Annotated in this window: 17 protein-coding genes; 3 read left to right on the top strand and 14 right to left on the bottom strand. The window is 61.1% G+C overall.

What is annotated here, in order from left to right; genetic code table 11:
- Positions 1 to 20: 20 nt before the first annotated feature.
- The 4 genes from yjfF to AC6CHO_RS14175 all read right to left on the bottom strand — a co-directional run bounded on the left by yjfF (position 21) and on the right by AC6CHO_RS14175 (position 4,694).
- Entirely contained in the window at positions 21 to 1,016 is a 996-nt protein-coding gene (gene yjfF, locus AC6CHO_RS14190) for a galactofuranose ABC transporter, permease protein YjfF (protein WP_498215864.1), read from the bottom strand.
- Positions 1,013 to 2,035: an ABC transporter permease gene (locus AC6CHO_RS14185; protein ID WP_444661824.1), complete on the bottom strand. Its 1,023-nt coding sequence runs from the start codon at positions 2,033 to 2,035 to the stop codon at positions 1,013 to 1,015. The genes yjfF and AC6CHO_RS14185 overlap by 4 nt, the downstream gene beginning before the upstream one ends.
- The gene (locus tag AC6CHO_RS14180) at positions 2,032 to 3,618 is read right to left on the bottom strand and encodes a sugar ABC transporter ATP-binding protein (RefSeq protein ID WP_498215862.1); all 1,587 of its coding nucleotides are present in this window, start codon (positions 3,616 to 3,618) and stop codon (positions 2,032 to 2,034) included. The genes AC6CHO_RS14185 and AC6CHO_RS14180 overlap by 4 nt, the downstream gene beginning before the upstream one ends.
- An 83-nt stretch (positions 3,619 to 3,701) precedes the next feature.
- Positions 3,702 to 4,694 (bottom strand): ABC transporter substrate-binding protein, encoded by a 993-nt coding sequence (locus AC6CHO_RS14175; RefSeq protein ID WP_498215861.1) that lies wholly within the window; start codon positions 4,692 to 4,694, stop codon positions 3,702 to 3,704.
- Between the two features lie 574 nt (positions 4,695 to 5,268).
- On the opposite strand from AC6CHO_RS14175, the gene AC6CHO_RS14170 reads away from it, so the two are divergent.
- On the top strand, positions 5,269 to 5,769 hold the full coding sequence (locus AC6CHO_RS14170; RefSeq protein WP_498215860.1) for a DUF456 domain-containing protein: 501 nt from the start codon (positions 5,269 to 5,271) through the stop codon (positions 5,767 to 5,769).
- Here the strand turns inward: AC6CHO_RS14170 and AC6CHO_RS14165 are convergent.
- Genes AC6CHO_RS14165 through AC6CHO_RS14150 form a run of 4 tightly spaced genes read right to left on the bottom strand, consistent with a single transcriptional unit; the run spans position 5,766 to position 9,188 of the window.
- Positions 5,766 to 6,371, bottom strand: a complete 606-nt coding sequence (locus tag AC6CHO_RS14165) for a response regulator (protein WP_498215859.1) — start codon at positions 6,369 to 6,371, stop codon at positions 5,766 to 5,768. The two genes, AC6CHO_RS14170 and AC6CHO_RS14165, sit on opposite strands and share 4 nt — an antisense overlap.
- A complete protein-coding gene (locus AC6CHO_RS14160; protein WP_498215857.1) occupies positions 6,368 to 7,522 on the bottom strand; it encodes a sensor histidine kinase in 1,155 nt (384 codons plus the stop codon). Before AC6CHO_RS14160 ends, AC6CHO_RS14165 begins: the two co-directional genes overlap by 4 nt.
- Positions 7,519 to 8,274: an ABC transporter permease gene (locus AC6CHO_RS14155; protein ID WP_498215855.1), complete on the bottom strand. Its 756-nt coding sequence runs from the start codon at positions 8,272 to 8,274 to the stop codon at positions 7,519 to 7,521. The genes AC6CHO_RS14160 and AC6CHO_RS14155 overlap by 4 nt, the downstream gene beginning before the upstream one ends.
- Entirely contained in the window at positions 8,271 to 9,188 is a 918-nt protein-coding gene (locus tag AC6CHO_RS14150; RefSeq protein WP_498215853.1) for an ABC transporter ATP-binding protein, read from the bottom strand. Before AC6CHO_RS14150 ends, AC6CHO_RS14155 begins: the two co-directional genes overlap by 4 nt.
- A gap of 346 nt (positions 9,189 to 9,534) precedes the next feature.
- Here AC6CHO_RS14150 and AC6CHO_RS14145 point away from each other — a divergent pair, with 346 nt between their 5' ends.
- On the top strand, positions 9,535 to 10,206 hold the full coding sequence (locus AC6CHO_RS14145) for a DedA family protein (protein WP_498215851.1): 672 nt from the start codon (positions 9,535 to 9,537) through the stop codon (positions 10,204 to 10,206).
- 3 nt (positions 10,207 to 10,209) lie between these two features.
- On the opposite strand, the gene AC6CHO_RS14140 is transcribed toward AC6CHO_RS14145, so the two are convergent.
- The 3 genes from AC6CHO_RS14140 to AC6CHO_RS14130 all read right to left on the bottom strand — a co-directional run bounded on the left by AC6CHO_RS14140 (position 10,210) and on the right by AC6CHO_RS14130 (position 12,154).
- Positions 10,210 to 10,566 (bottom strand): DUF2695 domain-containing protein, encoded by a 357-nt coding sequence (locus tag AC6CHO_RS14140; RefSeq protein WP_498215849.1) that lies wholly within the window; start codon positions 10,564 to 10,566, stop codon positions 10,210 to 10,212.
- A 108-nt stretch (positions 10,567 to 10,674) separates the two neighbouring features.
- On the bottom strand, positions 10,675 to 11,871 hold the full coding sequence (locus AC6CHO_RS14135; RefSeq protein WP_498215847.1) for a pyridoxal phosphate-dependent aminotransferase: 1,197 nt from the start codon (positions 11,869 to 11,871) through the stop codon (positions 10,675 to 10,677).
- Positions 11,872 to 11,887: 16 nt separating this feature from the next.
- Complete coding sequence (locus AC6CHO_RS14130) at positions 11,888 to 12,154, bottom strand: hypothetical protein (RefSeq protein ID WP_498215845.1); 267 nt, start codon at positions 12,152 to 12,154, stop codon at positions 11,888 to 11,890.
- A gap of 86 nt (positions 12,155 to 12,240) precedes the next feature.
- On the opposite strand from AC6CHO_RS14130, the gene AC6CHO_RS14125 reads away from it, so the two are divergent.
- Positions 12,241 to 12,498, top strand: a complete 258-nt coding sequence (locus AC6CHO_RS14125; RefSeq protein ID WP_498215843.1) for a hypothetical protein — start codon at positions 12,241 to 12,243, stop codon at positions 12,496 to 12,498.
- A gap of 146 nt (positions 12,499 to 12,644) precedes the next feature.
- Here the strand turns inward: AC6CHO_RS14125 and AC6CHO_RS14120 are convergent, their stop codons facing one another.
- From AC6CHO_RS14120 to AC6CHO_RS14110, 3 genes are all read right to left on the bottom strand, one after another.
- The gene (locus tag AC6CHO_RS14120; protein WP_498215842.1) at positions 12,645 to 13,118 is read right to left on the bottom strand and encodes a carboxymuconolactone decarboxylase family protein; all 474 of its coding nucleotides are present in this window, start codon (positions 13,116 to 13,118) and stop codon (positions 12,645 to 12,647) included.
- 94 nt (positions 13,119 to 13,212) lie between these two features.
- Positions 13,213 to 14,511: a dual-specificity RNA methyltransferase RlmN gene (rlmN, locus tag AC6CHO_RS14115; protein ID WP_498215840.1), complete on the bottom strand. Its 1,299-nt coding sequence runs from the start codon at positions 14,509 to 14,511 to the stop codon at positions 13,213 to 13,215.
- Between the two features lie 102 nt (positions 14,512 to 14,613).
- On the bottom strand, positions 14,614 to 15,231 hold the full coding sequence (locus AC6CHO_RS14110) for a hypothetical protein (protein WP_444661803.1): 618 nt from the start codon (positions 15,229 to 15,231) through the stop codon (positions 14,614 to 14,616).
- Between the last annotated feature and the right edge of the window lie 215 nt (positions 15,232 to 15,446).

Genomic DNA, 15,446 nt, shown 5'->3' with positions numbered 1-15,446 from the left:
AACCTTTTTTCGCTACGGCACTAGGTCCTCCGCAGGGAAAGTATTCGCTGCAGGATCACGAAGATCAGCAGCAAGACACCGATAACGATCTTGGTCCACCAGGAACTGAGCGTTCCTTCGAACGTGATGATCGTTTGGATCAGCCCAAGCACCATGACACCCACGACTGAGCCAGCGACAAAACCCATCCCGCCGACGAGCAGCGTGCCACCGATGACCACGGCCGCAATCGCGTCAAGTTCCATGCCCACGCCGGTGAGCGCATATCCTGAGCGGGAAAACATCGCGAACAGGATACCGGCCAGCGAGGCGCAAGTACCGGAGATGACATAAACCATCACCTTGGTGCGGGCTACTCGCAGCCCCATCAAGGTGGCAGAATGCTCGCCACCGCCGACCGCATACACGGTGCGACCAAAGCGCGTGCGGTGCAGCGTCCACCAGGCCCCGGCAACGACGAGCAGCGCGATGAGCACGGCCGCGGTCAACCGCCATCGCCCGGCCGCCAGGCCCCAGTTGGTCAACGCGGTGAAGCCCTCGTGCCGGATTGGCACCGATTCTGGCGCGAAGATGAAGCACAGGCCGCGGGCCAGGAACATCCCAGCCAGGGTGGCCACGAATGGTTGCACGTCGAAGTATTGAATCATCACTCCCATGCCCAGGCCGATGAGCGAGCCGGCCAGCAAGGCTGCCGGCAACACGAAGGCCAGTGGGACTCCGGCCTCCAGCAAGGTTGCTGTGATCACCGAGGACAAGGCCAGGACCGCGCCGACCGAGAGGTCGATGCCTCCGGTGAGGATAACGAAGGTCATGCCCGTGGCAAGCACAATGAGGTGCGCATTATTGATGAAGAGGTTGGAAATCACTGCCGGCGAGAGGAAATTCTCGTAGCGCAGGCCGCCGACCAGCAGCATCAGGATGAAAACAATGATGGTGCCCAGCACCGGGAGGTAGCGCCGGTCCAGCGAGAGCCGCAGCGAAGCGCGGGGCGCGGTGGTGGCAGTTGCGGTGCTCATGCGTTGACCTCCTGGAAACGGCGGCGCTCACGCAGTCCGGCCAGCATGGCGCGCAACCGCGTGGACATCATCAGTGTTACCGCGATGACAACAATGGCCTTGAAGAGCGAGGTCACCAGCGGCGATACCCCCAACACCGTCACCGTCAGGCTCAGTGTCGTAATGATGAGCACGCCAATTAATGTGCCCGAAAGATTGAACTTGCCTCCAGCCAATGACGTGCCGCCAATCACGACGGCCAGGATCGCATCGAGTTCGATGAACAGGCCAGCGTTGTTTGCATCGGCGGCCATGGTGTTCGCAGCGAAGATCAGCCCGGCCAGGCCGGAGAGCATTCCGCAAAGGACATAGACGGTGAATACGAGTGTTTTGGATTTAACCCCGGCAAGGCGGCTGGCTTCAGGGTTGATGCCCACGGATTCCAGCAGCATGCCCAGGGCGGTGCGGCGCACCAGGAGCGCTACCACGATATAGACCCCGTAGGCGATGATGGCGGCCACCGGAAGCCCCAGCAAGAATCCGGACGCCAAAGTGCCAAAAGGCGCGCTGGCTACCGTAGTGATCTGGCCATTGGTGATCAGCATGGCGATGCCGCGGCCGGCTGTCATCAGGATCAGCGTGGCAATGATGGGCTGGATGCCGAAATTTGCCACCAGCATGCCGTTGAAGCATCCCAGCACGAAGCATAATCCCAGGGCCACCACGATGGCGCCCAGCGCCGTGCCCGGCGATCCCGGATGCTCCGAACTGGCGATGAATGTCAGGGCCACGGCTCCGGCAATGGCAACGGTGGCCCCAACTGACAAGTCGATGCCTCGGGTTGCGATGACCAGCGTCATGCCCAGGGCCACCAGCAGCAGCGGCGCGCTATTGCGCAGGATGTCGATCGGGGCGCCGAACAAATGCCCGTCCAGGACGGTGATGCCTAGAATGTCAGGGCGCCTGATGCTGCAAGCCAGCAATAGTGCCGCCAGCGCGGCCAGCGGCCAGAACAGCCGGTGTTTGAATATGCGGATCATTTGTCTTCTTCCCCGGAAGCGATGATTTCAATGAGGCGTGGCACGTCCACGTCTGGGTTGCTGGGTATTTCGGCAACCTTCGCATGGTCGCGCATGACGACAATGCGATCCGAGAGGCGCAGGACTTCTTCCAGCTCAGCGGAAATGAAGACCACCGCCATGCCTTGCTCGGCCAGTTCTGAAACAAGGTTCATGATCTCGGTTTTCGCGCCGATATCTATGCCTCGCGTGGGTTCATCCAAAATCAGCAGTTTCGGAGCAGTAGCCAGCCATCGTGCCAGCAAGACTTTTTGCTGGTTTCCACCCGATAGGTTCTTGAGCAGCGCTTGGGGGTTGGCCGGTCGTATTCCGAGCGCCTTGATATAGGCCTCAACGACCTGTGATGCCTTGGCCGCTGGCATCGGGCGGGTCCAGCCACGAGCGGCTTGCAGTCCCAGGATGATGTTCTCGGCCACGGTCAGGTCGCCGACCACGCCTTCGCCCTTGCGGTCCTCGGAAGTGTAGGCGATCTTGTGCCCAAGAGCTTGGCGCGGGGTACGCAATTTTGCCGGTGCCCCCTGCAGATTGATCGACCCCTCGTCGGCCTTATCTGCGCCATAGAGCAGTCGAGCCAGCTCAGTTCGCCCGGAGCCCAGCAGCCCTGCCATTCCGATGACTTCGCCGGGATAGAGTTCCAGGTCGAACGGTTGCACTGCGCCCTTGCGGCCCAGGCCTACGGCCTGCAGCAAGGGCTTGGCATTTTCGGCACGTGAACCGTTGGAGTTGCGCTCGTTGGCTTGACCCACCTGCGCATCCGGGGTGCCGGCGATCATCAGCGAGACCAGTTCCCGTTGCGGCAGCTCGCTGGTGAGCCGTTCTTGGACCAATGCACCGTTGCGCAAAACCGTGATGCGGTCCGAAATGGCGTAGATCTGGTCCAGGAAGTGCGAGACGAACAGGATTGCCACGCCATCTTGGCGCAGCTGGCGCATGACGTCGAACAGCTGTTCCACTTCATCGGTATCCAACGATGAGGTGGGCTCATCAAGGATCAGGACCTTGGCGTTGACTACCATGGCGCGGCTAATCGCCACGAGCTGCTGGACCGCCAAGGAATGGGATCCCAAGGAGCTGGCCGGGTCGATGCTGAGCCCCATCCGCTTGAGGAACACTGTGGCTTGGCGACGCATGCTGTGCCAGTCCAGGCCGCCGAAACGACGCGGTTCGCTGCCAAGCATGATGTTTTCCGCGACGGTCAAGTTAGTGCACAGGTTGACTTCCTGGTACACCGTGGAGATGCCATGCTCCCGCGCATCGGCCGGGCCGTTGAAACGCGCTGAGGCCCCGCTGACCGTGATGCTGCCAGCAGCAATCGGGTTCACTCCGGTCAGCGCCTTGATCAGCGTGGATTTTCCCGCGCCGTTCTCTCCCATGAGGGCGTGGACTTCGCCAGGAAAGAGCCTGAAATCAACGTTGTCCAGGGCTTTGACGCCGGGGAACTCCACGGTGATTCCGGTCATCTGGACTACCGGTAAAGTTGGTTGGTGCTCAGGGATATCGGCCGCGTTCGGCCGCTGTTGAGGTTCTGATGCAATCATTAACATGCCTCTATGGGTGCGTGATCTGCTGCTAGTTGATGATCCGGCGCACAGGGGTGCCATGCGCCGGATCATGGCGCACTTGGCGCTTAGTACTTGCGCTCTGGCAAGGCCTTGGCAGCCTCGTCCTGGGTGAAAGCGGCGTCTTCAACGACGATGCGCTTCTCCACCGTTTCGCCAGCGACTACCTTCTTTGCGATCTCGGCAAGGTCCTGTCCGAGGAGTGGATTGCATTCGACGATGTAGTTGATCTTGCCGTCGGCCAGGGCTTGCATTCCATCCTTGACTGCGTCAATGGTGACGATCTTGATGTCCTTGCCCGGCTTCTTACCCGCTGCCTCGATGGCCTCGATAGCGCCCAGGCCCATATCGTCGTTGTGCGCGAAGACGAGGTCGATGTCGTCATGCGAGTTCAGGAACCCTTCCATGACCTGCTTGCCACCGGCGCGGGTGAAATCGCCGGTCTGGGAGTCCATGATCTTGATGTCAGTGCCGGCGATCGCCTTTTCGAACCCTTCCTTGCGGTCGATGGCGGGGGCAGATCCTGTCGTACCCTGCAGCTCTACTACGTTGAGTTCCTCATCCTTGAAGTTTTCCGCTACCCAATCGCCGGCGCGCTTGCCTTCTTCTACGAAGTCAGAACCGATGAATGAGGCGTAAAGCGAGTCATCCGCGGTGTCGACCGCGCGGTCGGTGAGGACTACTGGAATGTTGGCATTTTTCGCTTCCTGAAGCACTGCATCCCAACCGGTCTCCACTACGGGTGAGAAGGCCAGGACATCTACGCCCTGGGCAATGTACGAGCGAAGCGCCTGAATCTGGTTTTCCTGCTTCTGCTGGGCATCGGAGAAGCTGAGCTTGAAGCCGTTGGCCTCGGTGAGGGTGTCCTGGATGTCCTTGGTGTTCGCCGCCCGCCACCCCGATTCAGCGCCAACCTGCGAAAAGCCGATGGAGATCGTTTCCGAACCGCCACCGGATGCGGCGGTTCCGCCAGAGTCCGAGCCTGAGCAGGCGCTCAAAGCCGCCATGGCGGCAACAGAAAACGCAGCAATTCCTGCGCGTAAAAAGGTCTTTCGCTTCATTGAGATGTCCTTCTCGTGGGTCCCCGCCGACTGTCGAGTGATTGATTCCGAATGCGGGATGCCTGTGTCGGTGATCACAATGTTAGCGCTAACAATTTCACCTTGGAAGAGCCTGGGTGAATTTTCTTTTTTTGTTACGGAATTGCCACAAATGCGTGAGCCTCCGAAATCAAGGCCCAACGACTAGGAGATCTAGAGAAAAAGTTAAAAACCCAATGGAATTATTCGGTCGATTAATACGCTGGTCAAGGTTCTAGGCTCGATTCGTCATGCCCCGGGAACAAGGGAGCCTATCGTGGCAGTACGCCAACGCAGTCTATTGACCAACCCAAAGATATGAGGGGCGTATTGGCATCCACAGAACGCTTTAGCTTGGCCCATCTGCCATGCGACCATGCTCGATGCGCTGATGGCTATAGGGCGGCATTCCGGGATGAGCTTGCATGATGCTGAGCTTTGGTTTCACCGTATGCCTCACTCCCCCAGGTTGCAGTTGCGCAGCCTGCTCGCCGCGCAGGAAAACCGAGGGCACTTGCTGAAGGCCACGCAGTCGTTCCCGTGCCACACTAGGTGGGTGGATACACAGATTATTTACACAATTCTTGCTGGAATCTTGCTCGTCATTTCGGCGCTGGGCACGATCTTCCCGGTCCTGCCCGGCTCCCTGCTGACCATCGGCACCCTGCTGGCCTGGGGCTGGCTGCTCGGCTCGCCGGCCTCGTGGTGGGCCGCCGGCTTGGGCATGGCCATCGCGGTGCTGGGCTGGTCCGCTTCGGCGGTGCTCACAGGAAAAAAGCTCAAGGAACATCAGGTCCCCAAGGGGTCCATCCTCTTTGCAGTCGTCGGGGCCATCGCAGGAGCGTTCATCATCCCGGTACTTGGACTGTTTATCGGTTTTGCAATCGGGCTCTTCGCCGGGGAAAGCGTGCGACGCCGGGAAATCTCCGGTGCGTTCAGCTCCTCGTGGGCGGCGCTGAAGGCCATGGGCCTGGGCATCGTGGTGGAGTTCGGCTGCGTGCTGCTGGCCTCTTCCATCTGGGTCATCGGCCTGATTGCGCACTTCGCGACCCGCTAGATCCAGCCCATCTCACGGGCGTAGCGCGCCGCCTCGATGCGATTGGCTGTGCTGGTTTTGCCGATCGCGTTGGACAGGTGGTTGCGCACGGTTCCGACCGACAGATGTACCGCGGAGGCAATGTGCGAAACCGGTGAACCCGAGGCCGCCAGCGACAGGATCTCTCGTTCTCGCCCGGTCAGCGGGTTGCTGCGGGCCCCCACGCTGAGCATGGCACGTTGCGGATCCACGACCTTGTCCCCGCAATAAACCCTGCGGATGGCGGCAACCAGCTCTTCCGGCGGCGAGTCCTTGACCAGAAAACCGTGGGCACCGGCTTCGAAGGCCTGGCGGAAGTAGCCGGGACGGTCAAAGGTGGTCAGGATCAATACCTTCACCCCCGCGTGGCTGGTCTTGAGTTCTGCCGCGGTGCGCAGCCCATCTTGCCTCGGCATCTGCACATCCAGCAAGGCGATATCCGCCGGGTGCGCGTCAAGGGCAGCGCCGACTTCGTCACCGTCGGCGCATTGCACGACGACCTGGATATCTTCTTCGAGGTTCAGCAAGGCAGCCAGCGCACCTCGGACAAGGTGCTGGTCATCGGCGATGAGTATCCGGATCATGCTTCGTTCCCTTTCGTGCCAAAAGCGACCTGCACGCTGGTTCCGCCCAGCCGCGATGCCCCTACTGTGCAAATGGCGCCAAACTGCCTGGCGCGCTCTTGCATTCCCCGGATGCCATGGCCTGGCGTGCTGGCCTGCAGGCCATCGCCGTCGTCGTCGACACTGACTTTTCCTGGTTCCAAATGCAGCACGATGGTACTGGCATGGGCGTGGCGCAGCACGTTCGTGACAGCTTCGCGCAAGATCCATGCCACATGCGAACGCAGCGCTCCCGGCACCTGCTCGGCGGTTCCTGCCACGCTGAATTCCAGGTTGTTGTCGCTGCAGGCCTGCCGCAGCTCAGACAGTTCTGCGGCAAGATCCTGGCGGCTGAGCCCCTGTACCGTGGTGCGCACCGAATCCAGCGCGTCCACGGCCAAGGCACTGAGCTGCACGAGTTCGCCGCGGGCCTGGGCATACTGCTCCTGGTCCATCAGGCGCAGGGCCAGCTGTGCCTTCAAGTTCAAAGCGGTCAGCGAATGGCCGATGCCATCATGCACGTCCCTGGCCACCCGTTCCTGCTCGGCCACCAGCAGGTAGTCGCTGCGGATCTTTTCCGCCGTGGCCGAGCGCTGGATGGCGGCCACGGTAATGGCGTACACCACCATCAGCACGAGGTTCAGGCCGATCAGGAAGATCGCGTCCATGAACTGACCGAAGATGATCGGCAGCGCAAAGCTGAGCACCAGCACCGCGGCATAGGAAGCGATGGCCCATTTCCTGTTCAGCAGGAAGATCGCGAAGGAAGTGATGAAGGGGAAGAGGCCCATGGCGGTCACCCCGATGACCGGGATGCCCAGGGCGACGATCGCGCAGAGGACCAGGAAGTTCGCCTGCGCCCGGCGAGCGCTGGTTCCACCCTGCCCGATCGTCCAGGAGAACGCCGCATAGGACTGCAGATAGACGGCGGCAAACAGGGCGATCAGTGCCAGGCCGATGATCCGGATGGGCAGCGCATAGTCGTCCAGAAGCAGGTCCAGAACCGGGAAGACCAGGAAAATCACCCAGACGCCGGCAATCAGCCAGCCTCGGCGATCCCAGAATTTCTGGTCATCGTCGAAGCCCCGGGGCAGATCGTCCGAGGCCCCGGCGCCGGGCAGTGCCTGGCTCATTGGCGAGCCTTGGCCTTCCTGGTGGCGAGAACCGCGAAAAGAACGAAAATGAGTGCCCATGCCACTAGGTTAGCGGTCGGGATCCATAACGCATCCGGTGCCATGTCCACTCCCGCAGGCATGTCCTTGAGCAACGGGTAGCGGGCCAGGGCCACGTAGCCGTACATCGGGGTGAAGCGGGCCGCGTCGAGCATGCCCCCTTCCAGGGGCATGAAGACGTTGCCGAAGAACGCGAAGAACACCATCAGTCCAGAGGCCAGGCCCAGTGCTGATTCGGATTTGAACACCATGCCCACCCCGATGCCGTAGCAGGCGAAGACCATGGCACCGAGCAGGATGATCAGGTAGCTCGCGCCCCAGATCCAGCCTTCTTGGACTTCAGCCCCGGTCGCCGCGCCCAGGGCGAAGACCACTGCCGCCGAGGCCCCGGCGACCGTGGCGGCAACGATCATCTTGCTGCCGACGAACATGGCCGGCGGCATTCTGGTCAAGGCGATCTGCCGGCCCCACCCCTGCATGGTTTCGGTGGCCACGGTGCCGGCGATGGCCACCGTGCTCACCGCCGCACCGTAGGCGGCCATGGAAATCATCAGGTAGAACTTCACATTTCCGGCGCCCAGCTCGAATTCGGTGTAGCTGGGGATGTTTCCGAACAGGATGTACATTGCCGCGGGCAGCAGCAAGGCGAAGATCAGGTTGTACCCGTCGCGCAGGTGCCGCGCGAATTCCACGCGGATATAGGTGCTCATCATGATGCGTCCTTGGTTAGCTGAATGAAGGCGTCTTCCAGGCTCGGCGAGGATATTTCCAGGTCGTAGCCCTGGTATTCGGTGAGCAGCGCGGCTGCGAAACGGTCAGAATCCGCACTGTGGAAGGCAACGCGCAACCCGTTGCGCTCGGCCACCTGCACCGAGTCGCCATATGCCGCGGCTCGTTCGGCATCTTCCGGCGAGGGGAAGGAAGCGCTGACCGTGCGGCCGGAGATGAGCTTGCGCAGCTCTTCGGTGGCCCCGTCGGCGACAATGCGCCCCTGGCTCATCAATACGGTGCGTTCAGCGAAGTTCTGGGCTTCTTCCAGATAGTGCGTGGCAAAGATGATGGTGCGCCCCTCGGTGGCTTCAGCGCGCATTGTGGTCCAGAAGTCCCTGCGGGCCATCACATCCATGCCGGCCGTTGGCTCATCGAGGATCAAGACATCCGGGTCGGGCAGCAGAGCCAGGGCGAATTTGATGCGCTGCTGCTCGCCGCCGGAGCATTTGCCCACCCGCCGCTTGGCAATCTTGTCCAGCCCGGTGCGTTCCATGACCTGGCCAATGCGATCTGCCTTTTCATGCATGTGGGCTATGACAGACACCGTTTCCTTGACGGTCATGTCGCGCAGGAGCCCGCCGGTCTGCAAGACGGCCGAGACCCTGCCAGCCAAGATCGCTTGGCGCGGGTCCAGGCCGAGGATTTCCACCGATCCCCCGGTGGGTTGGGTCAGCCCCAGGATCATGTCCACGGTGGTCGTCTTGCCGGCACCATTCGGTCCCAGGAAGGCCACGATCTGACCAGTTTGGATCTTCAGGTCGATGCCCTTGACTGCTTCCACCTTGTTGCTCGGCGTTGAGAATGTCTTCTTCAAGCCGTGGAGAGAAATCGCATCGGCTTTAATTAGCGTTTCCATGTCCCACAGTCTTCCCCGTTCGACAGACAGGCAGAAGAGCAGAATGTCATGCGTTGCCCATGACCGTTGTCATGGACGGAAAATAGTTGCCTTGATTCAACCATGAAGTTTATTGCCTCTAGACCTTCTGTGAGCTTGGCAACTTGCCGCGCCAAGATGCCCGATGGCTCCTCGTGACAATTTGGCGGAAAACCATGATCCATCCGGGTCAACGAACAATTTGGAGATCTTCGCCCTTGTCGCTGCGCAATCCGGCAAAGGACCTTCTGGATAACCCTATGGGAAACTCACAGTGACATCCCGTAGGATTTTTCCTGTGCTAGATCAATCTTCTTTTCTTTCCTTCGTGACGGACTATGCGTCGCCGACCGTGGGAGCGGCCTTCCTGCCAGACTGGCTGAACCCGGCTGTCTTCCTGAACAACCCAGAACTCGGGCCGTGGGTTGTCCTGCTGGTTTGCGTCATAGTCTTCGCCGAAACCGGATTGCTCGTGGGATTCTTCCTGCCCGGCGACTCGATGCTTTTCACCGTAGGCATGCTCATCGCCACCGGCACCATTCACGTACCGCTGTGGCTCTTTGCCCTGGCGATCTTCATCTGCGCTTTCGCCGGTGACCAAACCGGCTACATCATCGGCAGGAAGTCCGGCCCGGCCGTCTTCAACAAGCCGGAGTCGCGCTTCTTCTCGCAAAAGAATGTTGAACGCGCCCACGAATTCTTCGAGAAGTTCGGTGGCCGCGCAGTGATCCTGGCACGTTTTGTGCCCGTCGTCCGCACTTTTGTCCCGGTCATCGCTGGCGTGGCCAAAATGGACCACAAGACCTTCGTCACCTTCAACCTGATCGGTGCCGCCCTCTGGGGCATCGGCGTCACGCTGCTGGGCTATTGGCTGGGACAGTTCACCTGGATCGAAGAGAACATCGACATCATCTTCATTCTGATCGTTCTCCTCTCAGTCATCCCGATCGGCGTTGAATTGCTCAAGGCCCGCAAGCCAAATAAGAGGATCGAAGACTAGTTTCTAGGCACTTCGGCGGCCAAATCGGCCGCCACCCCACTGTACGCCGTGGCGCATCAACCAATTTTCGCAAGGTTGAATGGTGCCGCGGCGTACTCCTTTGCAGACCAAATCCTCTCCCGCATCGATCACGCGCATCGCTTCTGTGGTTGCCGGCCGCACCACATTCAGCAGGACTTCGCAGTCGCAATAACCGCCGAGTACCCGCATTTTCTTCTCCAACGCGCTAGCTCGCGGAGCGCATTCATCACGATAAAAATTGAGCATCCGCAGGCTTCCATCGCAGGCGGCATCTGAAGCCGCCCGATACAAGTAGCAGGGCAGGCATTCATGAATCACAGGTCTGGGCAACTCGGACATCAGAACTCCTTGACGCAGTAGTGGCGAGGCCGGTTTTCCACCGTCCCCGCCACTACTGTCTAACCCCGGGTTCTCCCCGCAGCGCTTTGGGAAACGAACTGTGGACATCTAGCCCAGGGCCACGCTCCGGCGCAGAAACGCGTCCACCCGCTCTAGTGCTTCGGCCACGCGCTCATATCCTGCGGCAAATGACAGCCGGACGAACAGGTGGCCTTCGAAGGGGTCAAAGTCCCCGCCCGGTGTCAGCGCAACATGCGCATTCCTCAAAACCTCTTGGCAGAAGCCGCTGGCCGACCCAAAATGATCCAGCACTTCAGGGGCTAACCGGCCATAAAGATAGAACGCGCCGTCGGCAGGCGCTGCTAGCTCGATGCCCAGCTTCTCCAGGCTGCCGCGCACCAGTTCCCGCGTGCGCGCGAATTCGTCAACGCGCGCATTCGCTTCTTCCAGGCTCTGCTGGCTGAAGGCAGCGAGCGCGGCACGCTGGGCCGGGGCGGGGGCGCAGAGGGCCAGGTTGGAAGCCAGCGCGTCCACGGCCCCCAGCAGGTCATCGGGAACGATCATCCAGCCCAGGCGCCAGCCGGTCATGCCCCAGTACTTGGAGAAGGAAGACACCACGATGGAAGTCCGCGAAAACTCCCATGAGGTGTGCCCCTGACGCTGCGGGTCGAATTCGATGCCGTGATAGATTTCGTCGCTGATCAGCCGGATGCCATTGACCTCGCACCACCTGGCCAGCTCCCGAAGTTCCTCGGCGCTTAGCATCGTGCCGGTGGGATTATTCGGCGAGGCCACCACCAGCCCGTCGAGACGGCCATGATCCTTCTTGACTTGTTCCAGATCCTTAATGGTGGGCTGGAAGCGTTGTTCGGCGGTGGTCGGCAGATCTGCCACCGTCAGGCCCAAAGCGCCAAGGATATTGGCATAAGCCGGATAGCCCGGGCGGGCCAAGGCCACCACGTCGCCGGCGTCGAAGGCGGCGAGGAAAGAGAGCTGGAAGGCGCCGGAGGATCCGGTGGTCATCACGAAGTTCTTCGCCGGGATCTGCACGCCGTACCGGCGGTGATAGTGCTCGGCGAGGGCCTCGCGAATTTCAGTAAGCCCAGCCGTGGAGGTGTAGCCGAAGTCCGCATGCTCGCTGTGCAAATGCGCTGCCAGCTCGTTGACCGCGGCAGGTGCCCCGCCACCTGGCTCGCCTACGCACAGGGATATCACATCGTGTCCGGCCTGGCGCATCTTCGCGACCTGCTCAACGATCTGCATTACTTCAAATGGTGCAACCTTGGCTCGCTGGGATACCTGCACTCTTCGTCCTCACTGGTTACTGGCGCGGCGGGTCCGCACTGCCGGGCGAGACGCGATTCGACTCGATCACGCTATCCCACGTCCCAGCATCCCATGCTACCCGGCTGCCTCCGCGGCCAAGCCGCGATGACAACGGCTGGTGGCGCACCGCGCACAGGACGGTCTTGGCCTTCTGCGCAGACGGGAGCATGAGGCCAACGATGATTCCGGCGGTGGCCGGGAAAACTGGGGTCTTGACGTTGTGGCTCGGCCGGGGAGCCCAGAACAGGTTCCTCCGTGGCATGCTTGGTAATCGCCAGGCGACCGGGGAGACTGTAACAAGAGAATCCATGCTGCCCGGGCAGCAATCGGCTGAAAGCAGGAGAAGCGTTGAACGAGCAAAAAGTATTCCATGCCGTCGTTGGCAAAGAGGGCGGCTGGTGGAACATCTGGGTCCCCGAATTGGACCAGGTCACCTGCACCAGAAAGTCCCGCAAGATCGCCGGCTACACCCGCACGCTCATCGCGGCGATCCTCGGCATCCCGGAGTCTTCCTTCCGCGTGGAACGCGAACTGGTCAGCGCGGCAGAATTCGAGCGCCGCTATACCGCAGCAGCTCGTGGCACCGATGCGCAGGAAAAACTGTAGGACACGAGAAGAGCGTGCAGTCGTCGCAATGGACGAGCCGGGGCATCTCAGCTGCGAACTGTGCCCGAAGGTGGAAGGCGGATGGATTGCCTGCCTCCGCTCTGGCAGCCGCACGCCAGTGGAATCCCCAAGCACCGGCCACGGCGTCAGGACAGCTCGCGTTCCTTCACCGGGTGGCGCGAGAGAATTGAAATCCTGTTGAACGCGTTCATGGCGACAGCAATCCACTGGATCGCTGCCACCTGCTCGTCGGTCAAGACCAGGCGGGCCGAGGCCACCGCGGCAATGCGCTCCTCGGGCTTCGGCAGGTGAGTGGCGGCCTCGGCAATGGCCAGCGCCGCGCATTCCTCTTCGCTGAAAAGGCCGCCGCATTCATCCCAGGTGCGCAAGAGGTTGATGCGCTGCAGGCTCTCACCAGCAGCCAATGCCTTGCGGGCATGAAGGTCCAGGCAATAGGCGCAGCCATTGATCTGCGAAACACGCAGATTCACCAGTTCTGCGGTGCGGTCGCTGACACCAGCGGCGCGGTAGGACTTAGCCACTTCGTTGGAGAACTTTCCAATCGAGTTCCACAGCTCTGGGTTGGTCTTATCAAGGAATAACGGGTCTGAAACGGCCATGGGAAAACCTTACCCCGCGCGGCTCGTCCCCCCACTCCGGATTACCCGGTCAAAGCACAGCGGAGACCAGAAAAACTGGTCTCCGCGATGAATGCTACTTGTCGCCGTCAGCTGCCAGCTGGCCGCAGGCGCCGTCGATTTCCTTGCCACGGGTATCACGCAACGTAGTTGGCACGCCGAGCTCATCGAGGCGGCGAACGAACTTCGAGGTGATGTCCGGCTCGCTGCGGGTCCAGATGGAACCCGGCACCGGGTTCAACGGAATCGGGTTCACGTGTACCCAGCCGCGGCCGCGGGCGTTCAGCTTCTTGGCCAGCATTTCCGCACGCCACTCGTGATCGTTCATGTCCTTGATCAGCGCGTATTCGATGGACACACGGCGGCCGGTCTTCACGTAGTAGTCGAAGGCGGCATCCAGTGCCTCGTCGACCTTCCAGCGCGAGTTGACCGGGATCAGCTCGTCGCGCAGTTCGTCATCCGGTGCATGCAGGGACAACGCGAAGGTCACAGGGACGTTCTCGTCGGCCAGCTTGCGGATGGCCGGAACCAGGCCCACGGTGGAAACGGTGATGCCACGGGCGCTCATGCCCAGGCCCTCCGGCGCCTCGGCGACCATGCGGTGCACGGCGTTCATCACTCGCTTGTAGTTCGCCAGCGGCTCGCCCATGCCCATGAACACGATGTTGCCCACGCGCTCATCGGGGTGCTTCTGCCCGCCCAGTCCGCCTTCGGCGATCACACGGTTGGCCTGGACGATCTGGTCCAGGATCTCCGCGGTGGACATGTTGCGGGTCAGGCCTGCCTGGCCGGTGGCGCAGAATGGGCAGTTCATGCCGCAGCCGCACTGCGAAGAGATGCACAGGGTGATGCGGTTTGGGTAGCGCATCAGCACGGACTCGACGAGCGAACCGTCGAAGAGGCGCCAAAGGAACTTGATGGTCTTGCCATCATCGGTTTCCAGGCGTTTGACCTCGGTCAACAGCTTGGGGAACATGGCTTCGGCCAGTTCCTCGCGGCGTTCCTTGGGAAGATCGCTCATCTTCGCCGGGTCGGTGGTGTAGTGCTGGAAGTAGTGCACGGAGAGCTGCTTGGCGCGGAAGGCAGGCAGCCCCAGTTCCTTCAGCTTGGCCTGGCGCTCGGCCAGTGACAGGTCGGCCAGGTGCGTTGGCGGCTGGGAAACGCGGCGCTTGGTGGCGAACTGCAGTTCCGGACGGCCATCGGCACCCATCTCCTGCTTCCAGCCCTCAGCGGTGGGAACGACCTGGGCACGGCCCTCGGCGTTGGCTCGGGACTTGGAGATGCGCAGCTGCTGGGCGCGCTGGGCCGCGGCCTGCTCGGTGCGCAGTGCCTTGCGTTCGTCAGCGGAAAGTGGGGTGGAATCGATGGAAGTCATTGCTACCCATTGTTTCATGCGTCTGTTCGTTTTTGGCGGTGAGTTTGGGCACGCGCAGCACTGCCCCGATGCTTGGACGAGAGCACCGGGGCAGTGAAGCACTTATTCGTACTGCGACCAGGACCGTTGATGAACCAGTGCGCCTTCGGCGTCGGACAGGTCGAACTCGTACCCCAATTCCGCGTCGACCAGTGATCCCGACTCAACCATCGCTGCGCGAGTTCTACGAAGCTCCCGGTAGCCTTCTTGCCGCTCGTCGGTCTTCTCCACCTCGCCGTGGCCTTCCATGGCAACGTCGATGTTGTAGGTTTTGCCCCAGATCGGCGATCCGTCCTCAAAGGCGCCCAGATAAACCCGGACTTCTCCGCTCATAGTTCCGGACGTCAGTTTCTTGTTGACGCCAATATCGAGGTCGTACCCATACATGCCAACGATGTCCAAGACTTCACATCCGCTGTCCGGATCCCACGACGGCGGCGTGCCTGCGGGACAGTCGAAATTCACTACCGCAACCTCTCCCTTCCCCTGTGGCCAGCTCATGAAGTCAATGAGATGTGCGTTGCCGTCGAAGCCTTCCATTTCACCGACCACCGACTGCTCAGCTTCCAGCCAGCTTCTGGAGTCTTTTTCTGCCGGCGCAGCGACGGCGGGCGGCACCGCTGCCAGCGCCAATGCACTGGCACCTGCAGCTGCCAGTATTCTGCTGCTGATTCTTCCCATGGTGTGGTTTCCTTTCGATGCACTATGCACTATGCATCCGCTGCATAAGGTGCGGGGACCCGACCATTGTGCAGTTCAAAAACCATTAATCCTATAGATGGAAATAATGGTTATCCAAGCGTGACCCCTTCCGCGCCCCGGCGCTGATCCCTGCGCGATGCGTGAGGGCAAGTCAGAGCGAAAGCCTCGAGGTGCTCTCAACAACACAGTCGTCC

The sequence above is a fragment of the Glutamicibacter sp. GQ173 genome, assembly GCF_059759215.1.
Note: the sequence above shows the minus strand (reverse complement) of the source record. Positions and strands in the feature narration are given on the sequence as shown.

Coding starts and splice junctions, on each gene's coding strand:
- yjfF (WP_498215864.1), bottom strand. CDS start 1,016: ATGAGCACCGCAACTGCCACCACCGCGCCCCGCGCTTCGCTGCGGCTC.
- AC6CHO_RS14185 (WP_444661824.1), bottom strand. CDS start 2,035: ATGATCCGCATATTCAAACACCGGCTGTTCTGGCCGCTGGCCGCGCTG.
- AC6CHO_RS14180 (WP_498215862.1), bottom strand. CDS start 3,618: ATGTTAATGATTGCATCAGAACCTCAACAGCGGCCGAACGCGGCCGAT.
- AC6CHO_RS14175 (WP_498215861.1), bottom strand. CDS start 4,694: ATGAAGCGAAAGACCTTTTTACGCGCAGGAATTGCTGCGTTTTCTGTT.
- AC6CHO_RS14165 (WP_498215859.1), bottom strand. CDS start 6,371: ATGATCCGGATACTCATCGCCGATGACCAGCACCTTGTCCGAGGTGCG.
- AC6CHO_RS14160 (WP_498215857.1), bottom strand. CDS start 7,522: ATGAGCCAGGCACTGCCCGGCGCCGGGGCCTCGGACGATCTGCCCCGG.
- AC6CHO_RS14155 (WP_498215855.1), bottom strand. CDS start 8,274: ATGATGAGCACCTATATCCGCGTGGAATTCGCGCGGCACCTGCGCGAC.
- AC6CHO_RS14150 (WP_498215853.1), bottom strand. CDS start 9,188: ATGGAAACGCTAATTAAAGCCGATGCGATTTCTCTCCACGGCTTGAAG.
- AC6CHO_RS14140 (WP_498215849.1), bottom strand. CDS start 10,566: ATGTCCGAGTTGCCCAGACCTGTGATTCATGAATGCCTGCCCTGCTAC.
- AC6CHO_RS14130 (WP_498215845.1), bottom strand. CDS start 12,154: ATGCCACGGAGGAACCTGTTCTGGGCTCCCCGGCCGAGCCACAACGTC.
- AC6CHO_RS14120 (WP_498215842.1), bottom strand. CDS start 13,118: ATGGCCGTTTCAGACCCGTTATTCCTTGATAAGACCAACCCAGAGCTG.
- rlmN (WP_498215840.1), bottom strand. CDS start 14,511: ATGACTTCCATCGATTCCACCCCACTTTCCGCTGACGAACGCAAGGCA.
- AC6CHO_RS14110 (WP_444661803.1), bottom strand. CDS start 15,231: ATGGGAAGAATCAGCAGCAGAATACTGGCAGCTGCAGGTGCCAGTGCA.